The sequence below is a fragment of the Enterococcus sp. DIV1059_2 genome (genome assembly GCF_051713685.1).
Lineage (GTDB): Bacteria > Bacillota > Bacilli > Lactobacillales > Enterococcaceae > Enterococcus_D > Enterococcus_D casseliflavus.
On sequence record NZ_JBIOQK010000001.1, the window covers coordinates 3,729,787 to 3,747,258 of the forward strand.

Genomic DNA, 17,472 nt, shown 5'->3' on the forward strand with positions numbered 1-17,472 from the left:
TTTAGCTAGTTTCTAATCACTTTCGGAACTGCTTTCGCTCGTAGCCGTTGAATCCGAGGAGTCATCTGAACTACTGCTTTGGGTAGTTGAAGAAGAATCTTGCTCTGGTCCTCTTGAGATCGTTAACGTTACTTGCGAACCGGCAACGACTGAAGAACCTTCCTCAGGTGATACGGAGATCACTTGACCTTCAGGAACACTATCATCGTATTCGCGGTTAGTATTCGGTGTTAATCCTGCACGACGGACTGCTGCTTCGGCTTCTGATTGCGTAAGTCCGATCACAGTCGGCACATTTGTCATTTGAGGACCACTACTAATGAATAGCGTGATTGCAGTTTTTGATGTTACGACAGCCTCGCCACTATTAGGCGTTTGCCCAACAACTGTGCCCTCCGGTTCATCACTCGTCTGAGGCGTGCTAATGATCCGCGCTACATCGACTCCTCGAGAGGTCAATTCTGCACGAGCCTCTGCCTCCGTTAGTCCAATAAGGTTGAGCATTTCAAAGGTATCTGGTCCCGAACTAACTTTAAAGGTAATTTCACCATCAACTGGCGAAATCTCACGTCCAGCCGCAGGTGACTGACTAATGATGTCCCCTTCACTGACATCATCAGATTCTTCTAATTCTGATTTGATATTGTCTTCATCAAAGCCTAGATCAATCAGTTCTTCCTTCACCTCTTCGAAGGAACGACCTTCATAATCATCAAGAGTGATTTTCTTGGCTCCGCTGCTGATATAAAGAGTCACGACGGAATTCTTTTTGACTTCATTGCCTTCTGGCGGATCGGTCTTGACGACATTGCCTGCTTCGACTTCATCGTCTTCAATTTCTTCTACCTCGTCTGCCACTTGCAAACCAGCAGCTTCCAGCTCGGCACGGGCAGCTGCTTCTGTCTGGCCACTGACTTCAGGAATTGCCACATCTCCCCGACCACCGCCGAATAGGAAGTAACTGCCTATGCCTAGCAATGCGATCACCATAATGATGGGAAGCAGCAGCCACCGTTTGCGTTTTTTCTTTTTCGGCTGCGCTGGTTCTTCAGCTTGATCCGCAACCTTATCTTCTACGGGTTCTTCTACTGGCGGCGTTTCGACTTGGGCTGCTTCCACAGGAGTCAGCACTCTCGTTTCATCCATCAGGGCATGAGGTTCCCATCTCGGTTCATTGAGTCGGTCAGGAGACAACACGGTATCAAGGTCCGCTCGCATTTCATCGGCAGTTTTGTACCGATCCGCCGGTTCTTTGGCGGTCGCCTTCAATACGACGTTTTCCAGCGATTGCGGAACATTTTTGTCATAGATCCGAATCGAAGGGATCTCATCTTGGAAATGTTTCAAGGCGATTGTTACGGCTGATTCGCCATCAAAGGGTACTTTGCCCGTTAAAATTTCATAGAGAATGATTCCAATCGCATAAATATCTGATTGGTTGGTCGCCATACTGCCTCGTGCTTGTTCTGGTGAAAGATAATGCACCGAGCCTAGCATCGAGTTGGTTTGGGTGATTGATGTTTCTGATAAGGCGATCGCGATCCCAAAATCGGTGATTTTCACCACGCCGTCTTCATTGATCAGCACATTCTGGGGCTTTAGGTCCCGGTGAATGATGCGGTGCTGATGGGCCAATGCCACCGCTGATAAAATTTGTTGGATGATATCAACGATCTGCAAATAAGGTACGGGATAGTGCGTTTGGATATAGCGCTTGAGATCCATCCCTTTGACATATTCCATCACCAAAAACTGCATGCCGTCTTCTTCGCCGACATCATAAACGGTTACGATGTTTGGATGAACCAGCTCAGTCGCCGCCAAGGCTTCTCGTTGAAAGCGCCGAATCGCACTTTGGTCGTTTTGGAAGTCAAAACGAAGCACTTTGATTGCCACTTCACGGTCTAAGATCAAGTCATGCGCCAAAAACACATTTGCCATTCCGCCGCTGCCGATATTGCCGATGATTTTGTATCGGCCGTTTATCTTCTTCCCAATTTCGATCATGGGCGCTCTCCTCCAACTTTAATCAATAATACCGTGATATTGTCGACACCGCCGCGTTCGTTGGCTTGATCGATCAATGATTGCACTGCTTCTTCCAGCACAGGGGTTTCTTGGATCGTTGCTGTGATCTCTTCATCTGAGACCATGTTGGTCAATCCATCTGAACACAGCAGCAAATAATCCCCGTCTGCAATAAAGTGGATCGCCACATCGACTTCGACTTCGCTTGGCATACCGATCGAGCGGGTCAAAACGTTTTTGCGAGGATGATTCAAGGCCATTTCTGCCGTGATTTGTCCCGACTTCACCAATTCATTGACCAGTGAATGGTCCTCTGTGATTTGAGTCAGCACTTGATTGCGTAAAAGATAGGCACGGCTGTCACCGACATTGGCGATCGTAAACTGGTCGCCTAATAAGGCCACAGCAATGATCGTGGTACCCATGCCGCTAAGTTCTTCTTGTTCTTGTCCTTTTTGGAAAATCACTTGGCTTTCCGCTTGGATTTTTTGGATCAGCCATTGGGCAGTTTTTTCACTGTCTGTCAGCTCTGTCTGTTCCCAAGCGGTGCCGATCTCACTGACTGCTTGACGGCTAGCGACATCTCCGGCCCGGTGGCCCCCCATGCCATCGGCAAGCAAGGCCAATGTCACATTGGCTTTATTTACATAGGTTGCTGCAAAATCTTGGTTTGTGTTGCGACGTTTGCCGACATCTGTTTGAAAACGAATCTCCAATTTCTTTCACCTCGTTACTTTTTGCGTAGACAACTGATAAAAAAGCCATCTGTCATAAAATCTTGCGGATAGATCGTCAACATATCCTCTTGAACCGCTTCGGCTGCCAGCGGTCCTACCGCAAGAGGCATTTGCTCAAATTCAGGATGGTCAGCGAGAAACGCTGCCACGACTTGTTGATTTTCTTCCGCTAGAATCGTGCATGTGCTGTAGACCATTATACCCGATTTTTTCAGGGTTGGGGCGGCACTTTCCAAAATCTCTCGCTGAATCTGCGGCAAGCGTTGGAAATCGGCTTCCGTCTTGCTGTATTTGATGTCCGGTTTACGGCGCATCAACCCTAATCCAGAACAAGGGGCATCCACTAAGATGCGATCAAATTGTTCGGGTGCAAAGGTTTGAGCCGTCTCCCGCGCATCCATCACGCGGGTCTCCACAACTGCTTCGACGCCTAAACGTTGGGCATTTTGCTGAATCAGCTTAACCTTATGGGCATGGATATCCAATGCTGTCACTTTACCGCCCTCTGCGGCAGACAAGAAGGCAGCGATATGGGTCGTTTTGCCTCCTGGTGCTGCGCAGGCATCCAGTACTTGATGGTCTCGGGCTACTTGTAAAACGGGGGCAACCAGCATCGAACTTTCATCTTGGATCGTCAGTAAACCTTCTTTGTAGAGGGACGAGCCCGCCATAAAGCCTTTGTCAGCCACAACCCCATAGGGGGAAAGCTCACTTGGTCGTGCGTCGATGCCTTCTTCTTGTAGCCGTTCGATCGCTGCTGCTTGCGAGATGCGCTGCAGATCGATACGACCACTGGCATGATTGGGTTCAAATAGGGCATAGCCCAGCTCACTGGTTTCTTCGATCCCAATTTGTTTGACTAGTTTCTTCGTTAGCCACAGGGGCAAACTGATTTCCGTTGCTAAACGTTCCATTGGGTCTTTGATCAATGCCAAGTCTGGCACTCCTTGTCGTTGGATCGTGCGCAGGACGCCATTGACGAATTTTCCAGTTCCCGGATTGCCTTTGGCTTTCGCAATATCCACGGCTTCATGAATGATGGCATGGGCGGGTACTTTATCGAGATACAGCATCTGATACAAGGAAAGCCGCAGCAGCGTTTTGACCCACGGGTCGACTTTGCGGGCATTTTTAATAAACCGATCCAAATAATAATCCAATAAAAGCTGACGACTGATGGTGCCGTACACCAATTCAGTCAGCAAGCGACCGTCTTTGTCATTTAAACGCCCTTGATTCATCAATTCCCGCAGCAGTAGATTGGAATAAGCGCCGCCTTTTTCGATTCGCAACAACGCTTCTAGTGCCACAAAACGCACTGTATATTGTATGTCTCCAAGATTACGCTTCATAGGTACCTACCTGATCCCCTTTTTGAATCTGTTGTCCACTGCCGTTTAAGAATGCAGCAATGTCTTGTCGGCCTTTTCCAGCTGGCTGCAATTCATCGATAGCCAATACCGTGCCTTCCCCACAAGCGATCAGCAACGTTTTTTTCGTCCGTTCAATGATCGTTCCTGGCTGGGCTGTCGTCGTTTGCTCCAGCGGTGTTACTTGCCAAAGTTTCCAGCGGTTGCCATTTTGTGTCGTAAAGGCGATCGGCCATGGTCGCATGCCTCGGACTTGGGCATCGATTTGCACCGCCGTTTTCTGCCAGTCGATGGCTTCTTGTTCACGGCTGATATTTGGTGAAAAGGTGACTTTTGCTTCTTCTTGCGGGACAGGCTGCAGCTCTCCCGACAAGATTTTCGGCACAGTTTCCAGCAGCAAGTCTTTGCCTAATAGGCTCAACTTATCAAACATCGTCCCCACATCATCTTGGGCCGTGATCGGCAAACGAGCTTGAGCAAAAATACCGCCAGCATCCATTTTTTTGATCATTTCCATGATGGTTACACCCGTTTCTTGCTCCCCTTCCATGATGGCATAATGCACAGGAGCCCCGCCACGGTATTTCGGTAGTAGGGATGCATGAACGTTGATAGCGCCATGCTTTGGTACTTCTAGTAAAGCACTAGGTAAAAACTGGCCGAAAGCTGCCGTGATCAGCAGATCAGGTGCTAAAGCTTGAATCTGCTCCATTTCTGGTGACCCACTGATTTTTTCTGGTTGTAAAACCAACAAGCCATGCTTCATCGCCGCTTCTTTAACGGGGGTCGGAGTGATGGTTTTTTTGCGACCGACGGGACGATCCGGCTGGGTCACGACTGCTGCCACTTCATAGCCAGCTTCAAGCAAGCCTTCTAAAATTGGGACGGAAAACGCCGGGGTACCCATAAAGACGATTTTAGTCATTTTCATGTTCCTCCATATACTTTTCTAAGTCTTCTTCAGGAATGCGTTCGACGAGCTTGTCGACAAACAGCACGCCATTTAAATGATCGATCTCATGCTGCATCGCACGCGCCAAGTAGCCGAATGCTTCCACTTCCATTTCCTCTCCTTCTCGGTCGAAATAGCGGACAGTGATCTCGTCTGCTCGTTTGACGGTCCCAAAGGTGTGGGGAATACTCAAGCAGCCTTCCACATCAAGGGATTCACCAGAAGAAGCGATGATCTCAGGGTTGATCATTTCAAAGCGGTCGTCTTCTTCGACTTCCACGATCGCCACTTGCAGGTTTTTGCCGACTTGCGGTGCGGCAATACCGATCCCGTCATGAGCGACCATCGTTTCATAAAGGTCGTCTAGTAGCTGAACGAGCTCATCGGTAATAACTTTGACGGGTTTTGCTTGCCGACGAAGACGTTCATCGGGGGTGATAATAATAGGATAACGCATATTTTCTCCTCTAAATAAAATTCAACGGCTCTTGGTCAATCGACACGTACAATCCTTTGCGCTGATCGATTTGACTTTGATCCAACAGACGGGTCAACAAAGCAGGTAGCTGCGGTTCATTTTTGTATTTAATGATCAATTGGTAGTAATAACGGTTTTTCACCCGCAAAATCGCACTGGGTGCCGGCCCCAACAAAATACTCTGCGGTGACAGCTCCTGCTGCAGATCCCGCGCGATCGCAAACATCTTCTGAGCTGCGACTTGCTCTTCGGGATGACTGCAGGTGATTTTGACGGTGAAATAATACGGTGGATAGCCGCTTTGGTGCCGCATCCACATCTCTTTTTGATAGAAATCTTCGTAATCTTGCGACTGCGCCAATTGGATAGCGTAGTGCTCAGGGTTGAATGTTTGGATCACCACTTCGCCGGTTTTTTCCGCCCGACCTGCTCGACCACTGACCTGAGTCAACAGCTGGAACGTCCGTTCACTTGAACGAAAATCTGGCAAATTCAAGGCTGTATCGGCATTCAAGACCCCTACCAGTGTGATATCAGGGAAATCCAAGCCTTTGGCGATCATTTGAGTCCCTAACAAAATATCCGCTTTTTTCTCCCCAAACAAGGTCAAGATTTTTTCATGGGCGCCTTTTTTGCGGGTGGTATCGACATCCATCCGTAAGACCCGCGCTTCGGGAAACAGTTCTTTCAACTCTTCTTCCACTTTTTGCGTGCCCGTTCCGTAATACCGAATCTTGTCTGCATTGCAGTTGGGGCAACGATGGGGGATGTGTTCTTCATGTCCGCAATAATGACAGCGCATCGTTTTGGTATCCATATGCAGCGTCAAGGAGATGTCGCAATTTGGGCAAGGCAAAACATACCCGCAATCGCGGCACATCACGAAGGAAGAGTAGCCGCGCCGATTCAGCAGCAAGACGATCTGTTCTTTGCGGGCCAAGCGGTCTGTAATTTTTTCCTGTAACGGACGAGAAAAGGTTTGATACTTTTTATTGGCAAATTCGGTACGCATATCCACGACTTCGATCTGCGGTAATTGCGCACTGGTTTTTGCCCGCTGATTCAATTTCAATAAGCGGTAGACTTCTTTTTGCGCCCGGGCACGAGATTCCAATGACGGCGTCGCACTGCCTAACACCACTGGACAGTGATGGTACTGGCTGCGCCAAATCGCTAAATCTCTCGCATGGTAACGAGGGGCTTCATCTTGCTTATAGGAGGCTTCGTGCTCCTCATCGACGATGATGACCCCGATGTTTTTCAACGGAGCAAAAATCGCCGAGCGGGCGCCAACCACCACCTGCGCCTCCCCACGTTCGATCTTACGCCATTCATCGTATTTTTCACCTTGGGACAAGCCGCTGTGTAAAACAGCCACTGCGTCGCCTAGACGGCTTTTAAAGCGTTCGACCATTTGCGGAGTCAACGCGATCTCTGGCACGAGCATGATCGCGGTTTTGCCTTGTTTCAGCAATTGGGCGATCGCTTGCAGATAGACTTCTGTTTTTCCACTGCCGGTGATCCCTTCCAGTAAAAAAGTCTGCGCCTCTTGGTTATCCGCACAAGCAGTGATTTGCGCTACTGCAGCTGCCTGTTCTTCATTTAATTCAAGCGGGACCGTTTTTTGAAATTGACGGTCTTTGTAAGGATCACGGTAGGCTTCAACTTCCGTAAAGGTCAGCCAACCAGCTTCTTGCGCTTGGTTCAAAGCCGCGGTGGAAATCCCTTGTTCGGTAAAAAAGGAAACCGGCAAGCGGGCTTCCTCTGTCAAAATCTGTAAGATTTCCAGCTTGCGTTTGGACCCTTTGCGCAGCTGTTGCTGGACGGCGGGGATTTCTGCTGGATCGATCTTGCGTTCAATGTAACGGGTCATTTTCGCTTTGTTTTTATTTTTCACGAGATACTGCAATTCAACTACTGCGGCTTCCCGCAAAGGCTTCAACTGCGGCAACAGCCCGGCACTTTCGGCGTCTTGCCAGCTGAGGATGCCGTTTTCGGGAAAATATTCTTTGATGGGATGATTTCCTTCCAGTAAAACGATCTGCTTTTGGTACTCGGCTTTCATCACACTAGGCAGCATCGTCTGCAAGCAAGTGATCTTAAAGGCAAAGGTCGTTTCCTTCATGTAGTCGGCTAATTGGAGAAGTTCTTCATTGACGACAGGCGACAAATCCAACAAACGAACGATTGGTTTTAAGGTCTGCTGCGGTTCGGCAACTTCTGAAAGGCCGACGACGAACCCTTGGATATGGCGGTCGCCCTTGCCAAATGGCACTTCGACCCGCATTCCTGTCTCAATGGCGGCTTGTAATTCTGATGGGATCAGATAGGTAAAAGGCTGATCGGTCTGCATCGTGGGAACATCCACGATCACTTCTGCTATGTACGCCATTTCTTCTCCTCCTTTTAGGTTCTATTTTACTAAATGGGTGGGGGTTTGTCTGTACCCCTTACAAAAATTTAACCATCATCATTCAAAAGAAAAAGCCAGAACACAGGCGTGCTCTAGCTTGCTTTTGTCTATAGCTTTTGTTCGTCGCGGATACGCGCTTCTAATTCTTTTTGTTCTTGGTCTTTTTGCGCTTTGCGCTCTTCTTGTTCCATTTTCAAGCGGGCACGCTTGATTTCTGGATGCGGATCATTAACGACTAATTCCGCTTCGATTTCTTCAAGTGCTTGACCCACGCTTTTCACTGAATCAAAGTTTTCTAGTGTTGCTTGCGCACCGGCATCAAGTTCATGCGCCCGTTTGCTTGCTAAGATCACTAATGAATATTTTGAATTGACACGATCCAACAAAGAATCGATTGAAGGTTTTAACATCATATTTCTTACAGCTCCTCTAACATTTTGATATAGGTTCCGATCACTCGGTCAACGCGAAAATGTTCACTCGAAATAATTTCGCGAATTCGTTGGACTGCCTTAGGTACTTCATCATTGACAACGGCATAATCATACAAAGCCATCATTTCGATTTCTTCACGGGCGACACGCATCCGTTCATCGATCACTTCGGCAGAGTCGGTTCCTCTTCCTGTAATACGAGAGCGTAATTCTGCCAGATCAGGTGGCGTCAGAAAAATAAACACACCATCGGGAACTTTGTCTTTTACTTGTTTTGCCCCTTGCACTTCGATCTCTAAAAACACATCTTTTCCTTGATCCAGTGTCTGTTGGACATAAGATAATGGGGTTCCATAATAATTGCCGACATATTCGGCGTATTCCAGCATTTCACCGGCTTCGATCAAGGCTTCAAATTCTTCACGCGTGCGGAAATAGTAATCGACCCCTTCCACTTCCCCCTCGCGTTTTTGACGAGTGGTCATTGAAACGGAATATTGAAAATCGTTGTCGTCACTCTCAAAAATTGCTTTGCGCACGGTCCCTTTCCCTACTCCGGAAGGTCCTGATAAAACTATAAGTAATCCTCGCTCTGACATAATGACGTCCTTTCACTGACATTTGCTTAACGTCTATTTTGCACTTTTTTTCAGCAACTTTCAAGAACTACTTTATTATAATGGGAATTTCATGAAATTGCTAGTCTACACTTTGGCCGCTTTCTTAAAAGCCCATGTTGCTTAAGGTATTGATGACCCCTGCCAATTCGTCTTTAGCGGTGATCGCTTTTTCAGTAGGATCCGTCACTTCTTGGCAATCGATACGTACGATGTACCGACGATTTAAAGAAACAGCTACGCCATCAACTAATAGATGGAGAAAATCTGGCTCGATGGCTACGCAAGCATCTTCCCACGCAGAGAAATTCTCTTTGTCAGAAGGAATACTGCGCTTAATGACATTTTTTCCGCTTAGTTCGTGAAAGGTGATATCGTAATATTTCATTGGTTCATTCCTCCTACTCGATGTTTTGAACTTGTTCTCTGATTTTTTCAATGATCGTCTTCATTTGGACGACACTGTTTTTGATTTGGATCGGACTTGATTTTGAGCCAATCGTATTGACTTCTCGGTTCATCTCTTGGATCAAGAAATCCAGCTCTCGACCTATCGGTGTCTCAGCTGCCAGCAGCTCCGTCATCGTCGTTAAATGGATACTTAAACGATCCAGTTCTTCGTGGATATCGCCGCGTTCTAATAAAATCGCCAACTCTGTCAGTAAACGATCGCGATCGACTTCTTCCCCTAAATAAGCAGTCAGTTTCTTTTCAAAGCGTTCTTGGTAGTCCGCCTCATAGAGGGCCACGAATTGTTTGAGTTCTGTCAGCTTTTCCTGCAGCTGTCGCTGGTTTTCTTGCAAGATCTGCAGAATACCTTGCCCTTCCACCCAGCGGCTTTGATCGATCGCTGCCAGCGCTTGATCTAATGCTTCCATCACGCCATCGGCCAAGGTGCTTTCTTCTGGCTCTTGATCAGAGATCGTTAGAAAGGCCTCATGGAGCAGGAATTGTTCTAGCAATGCTGCTTTTGGCAGCTCTGCTAGGTCAAAACGGTCTTTGGCTTCGGTATCGATTTCCTGCATGAAACGTTCCAGCAAGTCCCATTGGATCTCGATCTGTTTCATATTTGTGGTTTTTTCTTTTAACGTCACATACAATTCGATTCGTCCTCGCTGGAGGGTCTGCTTGATCGACTGCCGTAAAGCACCTTCTAGAGGATTCAATTGTTTGGGCATTCGCAGCTGCAGGTCCAAAAAGCGCTGATTGACACTTTTGATCTCAATTTCGATCTGCACATCTGGCGTTTCTGCACTGCCTTTGCCAAAACCAGTCATACTTTTCATTTGATCACTCCTCACCGTTTTGCTTTCTTACATGGAAAGCAGGGCTTTTTTAAGTTCTGCAAATTCTTCATTGGATAAGGTCACGCCTTTGCCCATCTTCTCGTGCTCTGGGCCCCAATCTCTCAGATCAAATTTTGGCGGGCGCCCATTCCAGCTCACCAAATTCAATTCTTTGCGCCAGCCTCTTTGATTTTCCGAAAGCACGGCGATCTCTTCAACGATTTCATACGAAAATTTATCCATTTTCTGCTCCTTTCAAAAGATAGTGACTATACGCTGCCATTAAAGCAGTCAGCGGGTAACGCCGACGAATCTGCTGAAGGGCGGGCAGATTCAATTGCTGCGTCCGATAAAAAAAGAAAAAGCGGTTTTGCTCGGACAAGACAAAAAAACGGTCGCGATAATAGCTCAGCCACTCGGTGATCGACCAGACATCGGCTTCTTCCACTGCCTTTAGCGCAATTTTTTCAGCTAAAGCCGTTAGAATCGTTTCCTCCTCATAAATCACTGTAGGCGCTAGATACAATACTTTCGCGGTACACTCTATCAGTATACGCCCCCACTGCTCAAATGGCACATCCTGTTGATAGAATTTACGCATTTTTTTCCAAAATTCTTTTTTCTTTAGTTCCTGATAAAGCAGCGGGTCTGTCTGGCGCAGCTCTTTCAAAAAGCCCCGCCATAACGGCTGAAAATCAACCGTCGTTTCAAAGGTATACCAATGGCCTTGGTATTTGCCGAACACTTTCAAGGTTTCCAAATAGCCTAAGGTCATATTATCCAGCGAACGCTGGGCATCAAAAACCAAAAAGCTGCCTAAGGACCAAGGAGACCCCAACGAAAGCTGCGCAGTTTCTTCCGTCAAAACCGTCCTTTTATTGATGCCAGGTCCTTGGACATCCACGGTGATACATTCCGTTGCCCCTTGCTGGACAGCGACATCGATGGGCAGGTTGTTGCGATAGCCGCCATCGATGTAATAGGCGTCGTTAATTTTTTGCGCCTGCATCGCTGGATAAAATGAAGCGGATGCCAACAACCAATGCAGATTTTCCTCTACTGCGGATGGATCAAAGGCATAAACCGTCTCCTTGAAATCGGGCAGACGAGTCGTACAGATCAGCAAACGACAAGCAGTTTGGCTGAATTTTTCTTGATCAAAGGTCTTTTGCAAAAGCTTTGCCAAGGGTTCGGTACTGGCACCGTTGCTTTTGACCGCTTCACGGACCAGCGAATTGGCTTGATTCATCAAATCTCGCAGTGTTTGGGCACGTACCGAAGCAAGCGGATAGTGCAATACTTGCTCGTTAGAGATATTTGCCCATAAATCGACGGCCGCTTCCACATCGTTCATTAAAATCAAGGCGCCATTCAAGGCACCGACGGAAGTTCCCGTGATCCATTTAAAGGTGATGCCCCGTTCTTGCAGCGCTTGCCAAACACCGATTTGATACGCCCCGTGAGCACCGCCACCGCCTAAAACCAGCGCCGTCTGATAAGCTAGCGCTTTTTGATACCCTTGAGGGACCACCTGATACCCTTGCTGGATAAACCACTCAGCCAAGGGGGTTCGATGAGGAAGCTGCCACAAGACAGCTGCTACAAAACGACTGCGAGCAAAGCTTTCTGTCACGGCTAGCAGTTGTTTCCAAGTAAAATCGGCGGCCGCTTCCACCAGCAGATTGGTGATAGTCAGTGTCTTTTGGTCAAAATCAAACTGCCCAGCAAGGTAAAAACGTCCGTAACGGCTGTCGATCTGCCAGCCCTGCTGCGCTATATCGGCTAGAAAGGCTCGTCGCGCTTTTGAATGCGACTCAAAAAAGGAAAAGACGAGTCGGCTTTCTTGAAACGCTGCCCTTTGTGCAAGAAAATCGATCGAAGTCAGTTTTTTCACTTTCATCAAGACGCCTCCTCAAGCAAAAAAGAATAGACGAATGACACGCCAGCTGCCGTACCACTCGAGCTATTCTTTTGATTAAAATGTTCGTTGTGCCATGTTGAATGCCGCCAGCATCTCATCCGTTGCTTCGTCGACAGGCGTTACAGATTCCAGATCACCTTGGATCACACGACGGGTGACACCGCCCATTTCCCCACAAGTGATCAGCGTGATCATTTTACGGCCTTCCACTTCGTCAAGCAAATAGACATCGGTCGGGTCGACCCGCACAGAAGAAGTCGCGGTATACGTGTAAATATTTTCCAGATCGGTCACATAGATAGCCGCTCCGATGGCGACATCATCCAATGGCGTAAACAAAAGCTCTGGCGATTGAGCGCGATGGCTAGCTAGTGCGTAATTGCCTTCCCCCATTTTTTGGGTGGGACTTAACGTACCAGCACCATACAGCAAGGCCTCGTTGGCCAAGCCTTTAAAAATCGGCAGATTGATCCCCACACTAGGAACCGCCACGCCGCCGATCACTGGCAAGGCTTTGTTGCTCAGCTGCGCCCGTAAGACTGCTTCTGAACTCGCCGGCTCCACGGCATCAAAATCAAAGGTCGCTTCCGCTTCCATATTTTTTTCCACATCACTGCGATCAATGGTGCCGACTGCGTAAGCTTCACCTGTTTGTTTAATAAAATAATTTTTGATTTGATTATTAAAAATCAATGCTAAACCAATCAATAACAGCAAAAGCAAAAAGAGATTGCTCAGCCAATTCGAAAGTCTGCGTTTCTTTTTTCTCATAGGTTTTCGTCTCCATTAGTTTCTTCTTTTATCATACCAAAATCCTCATAAAGACGCCAATTTTGGCCAGTTTTTTTACGAAAAGACAAGATTTGCCTTTTTTTGTCGAAAAAGGGAACTTAAAAATTGTTTTTTCTGTTATTTTGTAATATAACTTTAAACGAAAAGATACAAGCAATTTTCAGCGCTTTGTTGTAGAATGAACTTAGTATATAGGAGGGATCGATCGGCATGTCTAACACGATTTACGTACATATTGATACAACCAGCAATGCCGTCTTGACCCGCGGGCTTGCCCCCCAAGATTTTAACAAGAGCATCGTCCATCAGCCCAAGAATTTGCTCTTGCTTGATCCTTCCAGTGATTTCGGCGAATTCGACGGTCATACAGGCTTAAAAGTGATACGCGGAATGGAAGACGTCCAACTGTTTTTTCAGCAGATCAACAAAGGTCGTGTTGCCGAAGAAATGAAGTGGATCGATTTTAATGATTACGAGATGGTCAAAGAATTGACGCCTTTAGAGATCTCCGAGTTGTTATATTTTGGCCACATGAAGACACACCTCCACTCCCCTTTCTTTTACAAACTGCAAAATAACTTTGTTTTCTTTGACTTAAAAGATGCACGTTCCCGCGTTTATTATCGCTATTTAGATGAATATTATCGGATCTTGGCGGATCGGATCACCCGCATCGTCTTAGAAAAAATCAATGATCGCCTCTCCTTTTTTAAAAAAGCAACACCGGTGGAAAAGCTCGATTTTAATTTGCTGAAAGAATTGCGGGGAATCATGCAAGAAGGCATCGTCTTTTGTCTGACACAAGAACAATTGATCGACAGAACCTATACGATCCCGATCTATCTGTCAGAAGATGCTGGCTTAAAAAACACGCTGGTCAATCAAAAAGAGCTGGATCAAATCGCTGTTTTACGCTATTCAGCCAGCAAAAAAAGCTGGTCGTTGGAAATCGACCAAGAAGATCTAGCGTTTGGCTTTATCGACAAAAAAATGTCTTGATGCTTCTCTTTCTCAAAGAGCATCAAGACATTTTTTGATGGTTCCATTTCTAAAACTAAGCTTTCGGGACAAATAATTTCGGGGCTGCCTTGACTAAGAGACCTAGGACGACCCCTACATAAACGATATTGATAATGACCGATGATCCATTAAAGATCAAGGAATACAGATACGGACTTTGTCCTGGCGGTGCGTACATTCCCCAGACAAAGACCCCAGCCCAATAATGCCAAAACCAACGGCTGATCACCGCCACGATGCCCCCTAAGACGACATACCACGTAACGGTTTTGCTGTTTTGACGGATCGCTTGCTGGATTTTATTAGCAAACAAGCCGCCCATCCCGCCAAAAGCAAAGGCAAAGGGGTATTCAAAGATAATCTGTGGAACGGTGATAAAGTTACGCATGGCGCTACCAATCAAAATATTCAGCAAGCCCCACATAAATCCAGCTGTCATTCCCGGCAGCACTCCGCGACGATACGAATACAAGACCAAGGGCACGAGACCTAGAGACAAGTCGATACTGGAATTGGCTGTCTGGATCGGGATATACGACAAGACGACCCCAATCGCAGCGATCATCGTTCCTTCCGTCCAGACCTGCAGCGACATTTTTCGTTTCAAAAAAAACTCCTCCTTTAGAATCATCACAATTCACAAAGGAGAAGTGTTGGACACTTCAACTCGTCACAATTCCTACGTTCGCATGATCGAAACAGGTACGAAGGGTTTAGAGTACTCTCATTCTCAGCCTTTGCAGACTCCCCTTTGTGATTAGATTCTATTTTATTTTTTGCTTGCATTTCGCAAGTCACTTTCAAGAATACCATAAATTGGTGAAAAGAAACATGACTGCGATCGTTTTTTCTAAAAACATCCTGAAACTCCTCAGAAAAAAACAGCCCATGAGCGACTAAAGACCGACCATTGGCTGTTGTTCTCATGCTTATGAGACACGATTAAATTGATAATTTTGATTCAAACAGTGGACTGACTGGTTTGTTCTCATGGATTCGTTTGATCGCTTCGCCCATCAAGGCACCGACACTGATCTCATCGATTTTTTTCGACTTGCGGTCTTCTGGCAAGTGAATCGAATCTGTCACAACTAGATGCTCAATGGCAGAATCTTCGATCCGTTCCAAGGCAGGTCCTGACAAGACAGGGTGGGTACATGAGGCGTAAACACTTTTAGCACCTGCTTGTTTCAACGCATTCGCAGCCAATGTGATGGTACCAGCAGTATCGATCATATCGTCGATCAAGACACAAGTTTTGCCTTCAACATGACCAATGATATTCATGACTTCTGCTACGTTGGCTTTCGGACGACGTTTGTCGATGATCGCGATTGGTGACTTAAGAAACTCAGCTAATTTACGGGCACGAGTCACGCCCCCGTGGTCTGGTGAAACGACGACGACGTCATCGCCTTGAATGCCTCTTTCCAAGAAGTAGTTGGCGATCAATGGTGCACCCATCAAGTGGTCAACTGGGATATCAAAGAACCCTTGAATCTGTGAGGCATGCAAATCCAGTGTAACCATGCGGTTCGCACCGGCTTTTTCGATCATGTTTGCTACAAGTTTTGCGGTGATTGGTTCTCTTGATCGCGCTTTGCGGTCTTGTCTTGCATAACCATAATAAGGCATTACTACATTGATCGTCTTCGCACTGGCGCGCTTCAAAGCATCGATCATGATCAGCAATTCCATTAAGTTATCGTTTACAGGGCTGCTGGTTGATTGAATCACGTAGACGTGGGCACCACGAATACTTTCTTCAATATTCACTTGGATTTCACCATCGCTAAATTGTTTGACTGAACACTTACCTAATTCAACACCTACTGCAGCTGCGATTTTTTCCGCCAAAGGACGATTTGAGTTCAGAGAAAAAATCTTCAATCTTGGATCAAAATAATGATTTGACATGAGAACCTCCACTTTCTTTGCGTTCATCTAGAAAAAAATGACTCCTTTTACTAGAATCTTCTTCCTAATAAATAGTAGTCATTTTTCCTTAAGAAATCAAGTCATTTCGCTATTTCTAATTTAGATAAGGCAACTTTTTCGCGTAATCCGCTTTATTTTCCTGACGGGCGCGGGCAATCGCCATACTGTGTTTAGGAATATCTTTGGTGATCGTTGAGCCAGCAGCGATCATCGTTTCCTCTTCGATGGTCAATGGTGCAACTAGATTGGAGCCAGAGCCGATAAAGCAATTGTCGCCGACAGTCGTTTTGAATTTGCTCTTGCCGTCATAATTAACAAAGACTACGCCGCAACCGACATTGATGTTTTTGCCTAAGGTCGCATCGCCAACATAAGACAAGTGTCCGACTTTGGTGCCTTCACCAATCGTCGCATTTTTGACCTCCACAAAGTTCCCGATATGGGCATGGGCCAAAATTTCCGCATGGGGACGAAGATGGGCATTGGGACCGACATCGGCGCCATCATGAATGATGCTCTCCTCGATCGTCGATGCCTTGATCGTCACTTGGTTGCCGATCTTGCTGTCTTCTATTTCAGAAGCTGCCGTAATGACACAGTCTTCTCCGATCGTCGTCTTCCCTTTGATGGTGACACCGGCTTCGATCAGAGTATCTGAGCCGATCACAACACCTTCGTCGATATAAGTCGTTGCCGGATCGATCAAGGTCACGCCATTTTGCATGTGCTGACGATTGATCCGCTGACGCATCAAGCGATTGGCTTCGGCTAAGGCGATGCGGTCATTGACTCCTAATGATTCATGAAAATCTTCGGTTTGATAAGCAGCGATGATTTTGCCGTCTTCCTTTAAGATCTCGATGATATCAGTCAAGTAGTACTCCCCTTGGGCATTGTCCGTATCTAATTTTGCCAAGGCGTCAAATAACAATTCATTATCGAAGCAATACGTCCCTGTATTGATTTCTTGGATCAGCGCTTCTTCGATCGACGCATCTTTTTGCTCAACGATTTTCTCCACGATACCGACACGATCCCGCACGATTCGGCCATAGCCTGTTGGGTCTGCCGCTTGCGCCGTTAAGATCGTCGCCGACGCATTTTTCCCTTGGTGGTAATCGAACAAGTTATTCAAGGTTTCCGTCGTCAATAACGGTGTATCCCCACTGATCACTAAGGTCGTCCCTTTTTTGCCTTTTAAAAATGATTCGGCTTGAACGACAGCATGGCCCGTACCCAATTGTTCGGCTTGTAAAGCATAGTTGGTGCGATCCCCCAGTTGCTCTTTGACCATTTCTGCCCCGTGACCGACGATCGTCACGATCTCTTCAGGATTTGTTTCCACCACTCGATTCATGATGTGCTCCACCATTGGTTTGCCACAGACGGGATGTAACACTTTATATAACTTCGATTTCATGCGCGTGCCTTTTCCAGCCGCTAAAATTATTGCAAAACGTGCGTCCACGTATTCCACTCCTATCAA

Annotated in this window: 17 protein-coding genes and 1 riboswitch; of the genes, 1 reads left to right on the forward strand and 16 read right to left on the reverse strand. The window is 46.8% G+C overall.

Annotated features, from left to right (window positions below; genetic code table 11):
* Window positions 1-12: 12 nt before the first annotated feature.
* The 13 genes from pknB to IGI72_RS17725 form a co-directional block, all read right to left on the reverse strand.
* Entirely contained in the window at window positions 13-2,007 is a 1,995-nt protein-coding gene (pknB, locus tag IGI72_RS17665) for a Stk1 family PASTA domain-containing Ser/Thr kinase (protein ID WP_074934237.1), read from the reverse strand.
* Window positions 2,004-2,744 (reverse strand): Stp1/IreP family PP2C-type Ser/Thr phosphatase, encoded by a 741-nt coding sequence (locus IGI72_RS17670; RefSeq protein ID WP_005230317.1) that lies wholly within the window; start codon window positions 2,742-2,744, stop codon window positions 2,004-2,006. The genes pknB and IGI72_RS17670 overlap by 4 nt, the downstream gene beginning before the upstream one ends.
* A 14-nt stretch (window positions 2,745-2,758) precedes the next feature.
* The gene (gene rsmB / locus IGI72_RS17675) at window positions 2,759-4,117 is read right to left on the reverse strand and encodes a 16S rRNA (cytosine(967)-C(5))-methyltransferase RsmB (RefSeq protein WP_015510616.1); all 1,359 of its coding nucleotides are present in this window, start codon (window positions 4,115-4,117) and stop codon (window positions 2,759-2,761) included.
* Window positions 4,107-5,060 carry a methionyl-tRNA formyltransferase gene (gene fmt, locus IGI72_RS17680; protein ID WP_010748863.1) on the reverse strand — a complete coding sequence of 318 codons (954 nt, stop codon included), beginning with the start codon at window positions 5,058-5,060 and terminating at the stop codon, window positions 4,107-4,109. Before fmt ends, rsmB begins: the two co-directional genes overlap by 11 nt.
* On the reverse strand, window positions 5,053-5,544 hold the full coding sequence (def, locus tag IGI72_RS17685) for a peptide deformylase (RefSeq protein ID WP_005230314.1): 492 nt from the start codon (window positions 5,542-5,544) through the stop codon (window positions 5,053-5,055). The genes fmt and def overlap by 8 nt, the downstream gene beginning before the upstream one ends.
* A gap of 10 nt (window positions 5,545-5,554) precedes the next feature.
* Window positions 5,555-7,957: a primosomal protein N' gene (gene priA / locus IGI72_RS17690; protein WP_128432790.1), complete on the reverse strand. Its 2,403-nt coding sequence runs from the start codon at window positions 7,955-7,957 to the stop codon at window positions 5,555-5,557.
* A 128-nt stretch (window positions 7,958-8,085) separates the two neighbouring features.
* On the reverse strand, window positions 8,086-8,391 hold the full coding sequence (rpoZ, locus tag IGI72_RS17695) for a DNA-directed RNA polymerase subunit omega (protein ID WP_005232977.1): 306 nt from the start codon (window positions 8,389-8,391) through the stop codon (window positions 8,086-8,088).
* A gap of 5 nt (window positions 8,392-8,396) precedes the next feature.
* Window positions 8,397-9,011 (reverse strand): guanylate kinase, encoded by a 615-nt coding sequence (gene gmk / locus IGI72_RS17700; RefSeq protein WP_005230308.1) that lies wholly within the window; start codon window positions 9,009-9,011, stop codon window positions 8,397-8,399.
* Window positions 9,012-9,135: 124 nt separating this feature from the next.
* Window positions 9,136-9,417 (reverse strand): hypothetical protein, encoded by a 282-nt coding sequence (locus IGI72_RS17705; protein ID WP_005230307.1) that lies wholly within the window; start codon window positions 9,415-9,417, stop codon window positions 9,136-9,138.
* 13 nt (window positions 9,418-9,430) lie between these two features.
* The gene (locus tag IGI72_RS17710) at window positions 9,431-10,315 is read right to left on the reverse strand and encodes a YicC/YloC family endoribonuclease (RefSeq protein ID WP_438755023.1); all 885 of its coding nucleotides are present in this window, start codon (window positions 10,313-10,315) and stop codon (window positions 9,431-9,433) included.
* A 27-nt stretch (window positions 10,316-10,342) separates the two neighbouring features.
* On the reverse strand, window positions 10,343-10,558 hold the full coding sequence (locus tag IGI72_RS17715) for a YdbC family protein (protein ID WP_005230288.1): 216 nt from the start codon (window positions 10,556-10,558) through the stop codon (window positions 10,343-10,345).
* Complete coding sequence (locus tag IGI72_RS17720; RefSeq protein ID WP_438755025.1) at window positions 10,551-12,215, reverse strand: patatin-like phospholipase family protein; 1,665 nt, start codon at window positions 12,213-12,215, stop codon at window positions 10,551-10,553. Before IGI72_RS17720 ends, IGI72_RS17715 begins: the two co-directional genes overlap by 8 nt.
* A 75-nt stretch (window positions 12,216-12,290) precedes the next feature.
* Entirely contained in the window at window positions 12,291-13,007 is a 717-nt protein-coding gene (locus IGI72_RS17725; protein WP_005230283.1) for a class A sortase, read from the reverse strand.
* A 231-nt stretch (window positions 13,008-13,238) separates the two neighbouring features.
* Here IGI72_RS17725 and IGI72_RS17730 point away from each other — a divergent pair, with 231 nt between their 5' ends.
* A complete protein-coding gene (locus tag IGI72_RS17730) occupies window positions 13,239-14,027 on the forward strand; it encodes a hypothetical protein (protein ID WP_005230281.1) in 789 nt (262 codons plus the stop codon).
* A 55-nt stretch (window positions 14,028-14,082) separates the two neighbouring features.
* Here the strand turns inward: IGI72_RS17730 and thiT are convergent, their stop codons facing one another.
* From thiT to glmU, 3 genes are all read right to left on the reverse strand, one after another.
* Entirely contained in the window at window positions 14,083-14,655 is a 573-nt protein-coding gene (gene thiT / locus IGI72_RS17735) for an energy-coupled thiamine transporter ThiT (protein ID WP_015510621.1), read from the reverse strand.
* Window positions 14,656-14,707: 52 nt separating this feature from the next.
* A riboswitch (TPP riboswitch) is annotated at window positions 14,708-14,809 on the reverse strand.
* Between the two features lie 181 nt (window positions 14,810-14,990).
* Window positions 14,991-15,965: a ribose-phosphate diphosphokinase gene (locus tag IGI72_RS17740; protein WP_005230276.1), complete on the reverse strand. Its 975-nt coding sequence runs from the start codon at window positions 15,963-15,965 to the stop codon at window positions 14,991-14,993.
* A gap of 115 nt (window positions 15,966-16,080) precedes the next feature.
* Window positions 16,081-17,454, reverse strand: coding sequence for a bifunctional UDP-N-acetylglucosamine diphosphorylase/glucosamine-1-phosphate N-acetyltransferase GlmU (gene glmU / locus IGI72_RS17745; protein ID WP_005230274.1), 1,374 nt, complete (start codon window positions 17,452-17,454; stop codon window positions 16,081-16,083).
* Window positions 17,455-17,472: the final 18 nt, after the last annotated feature.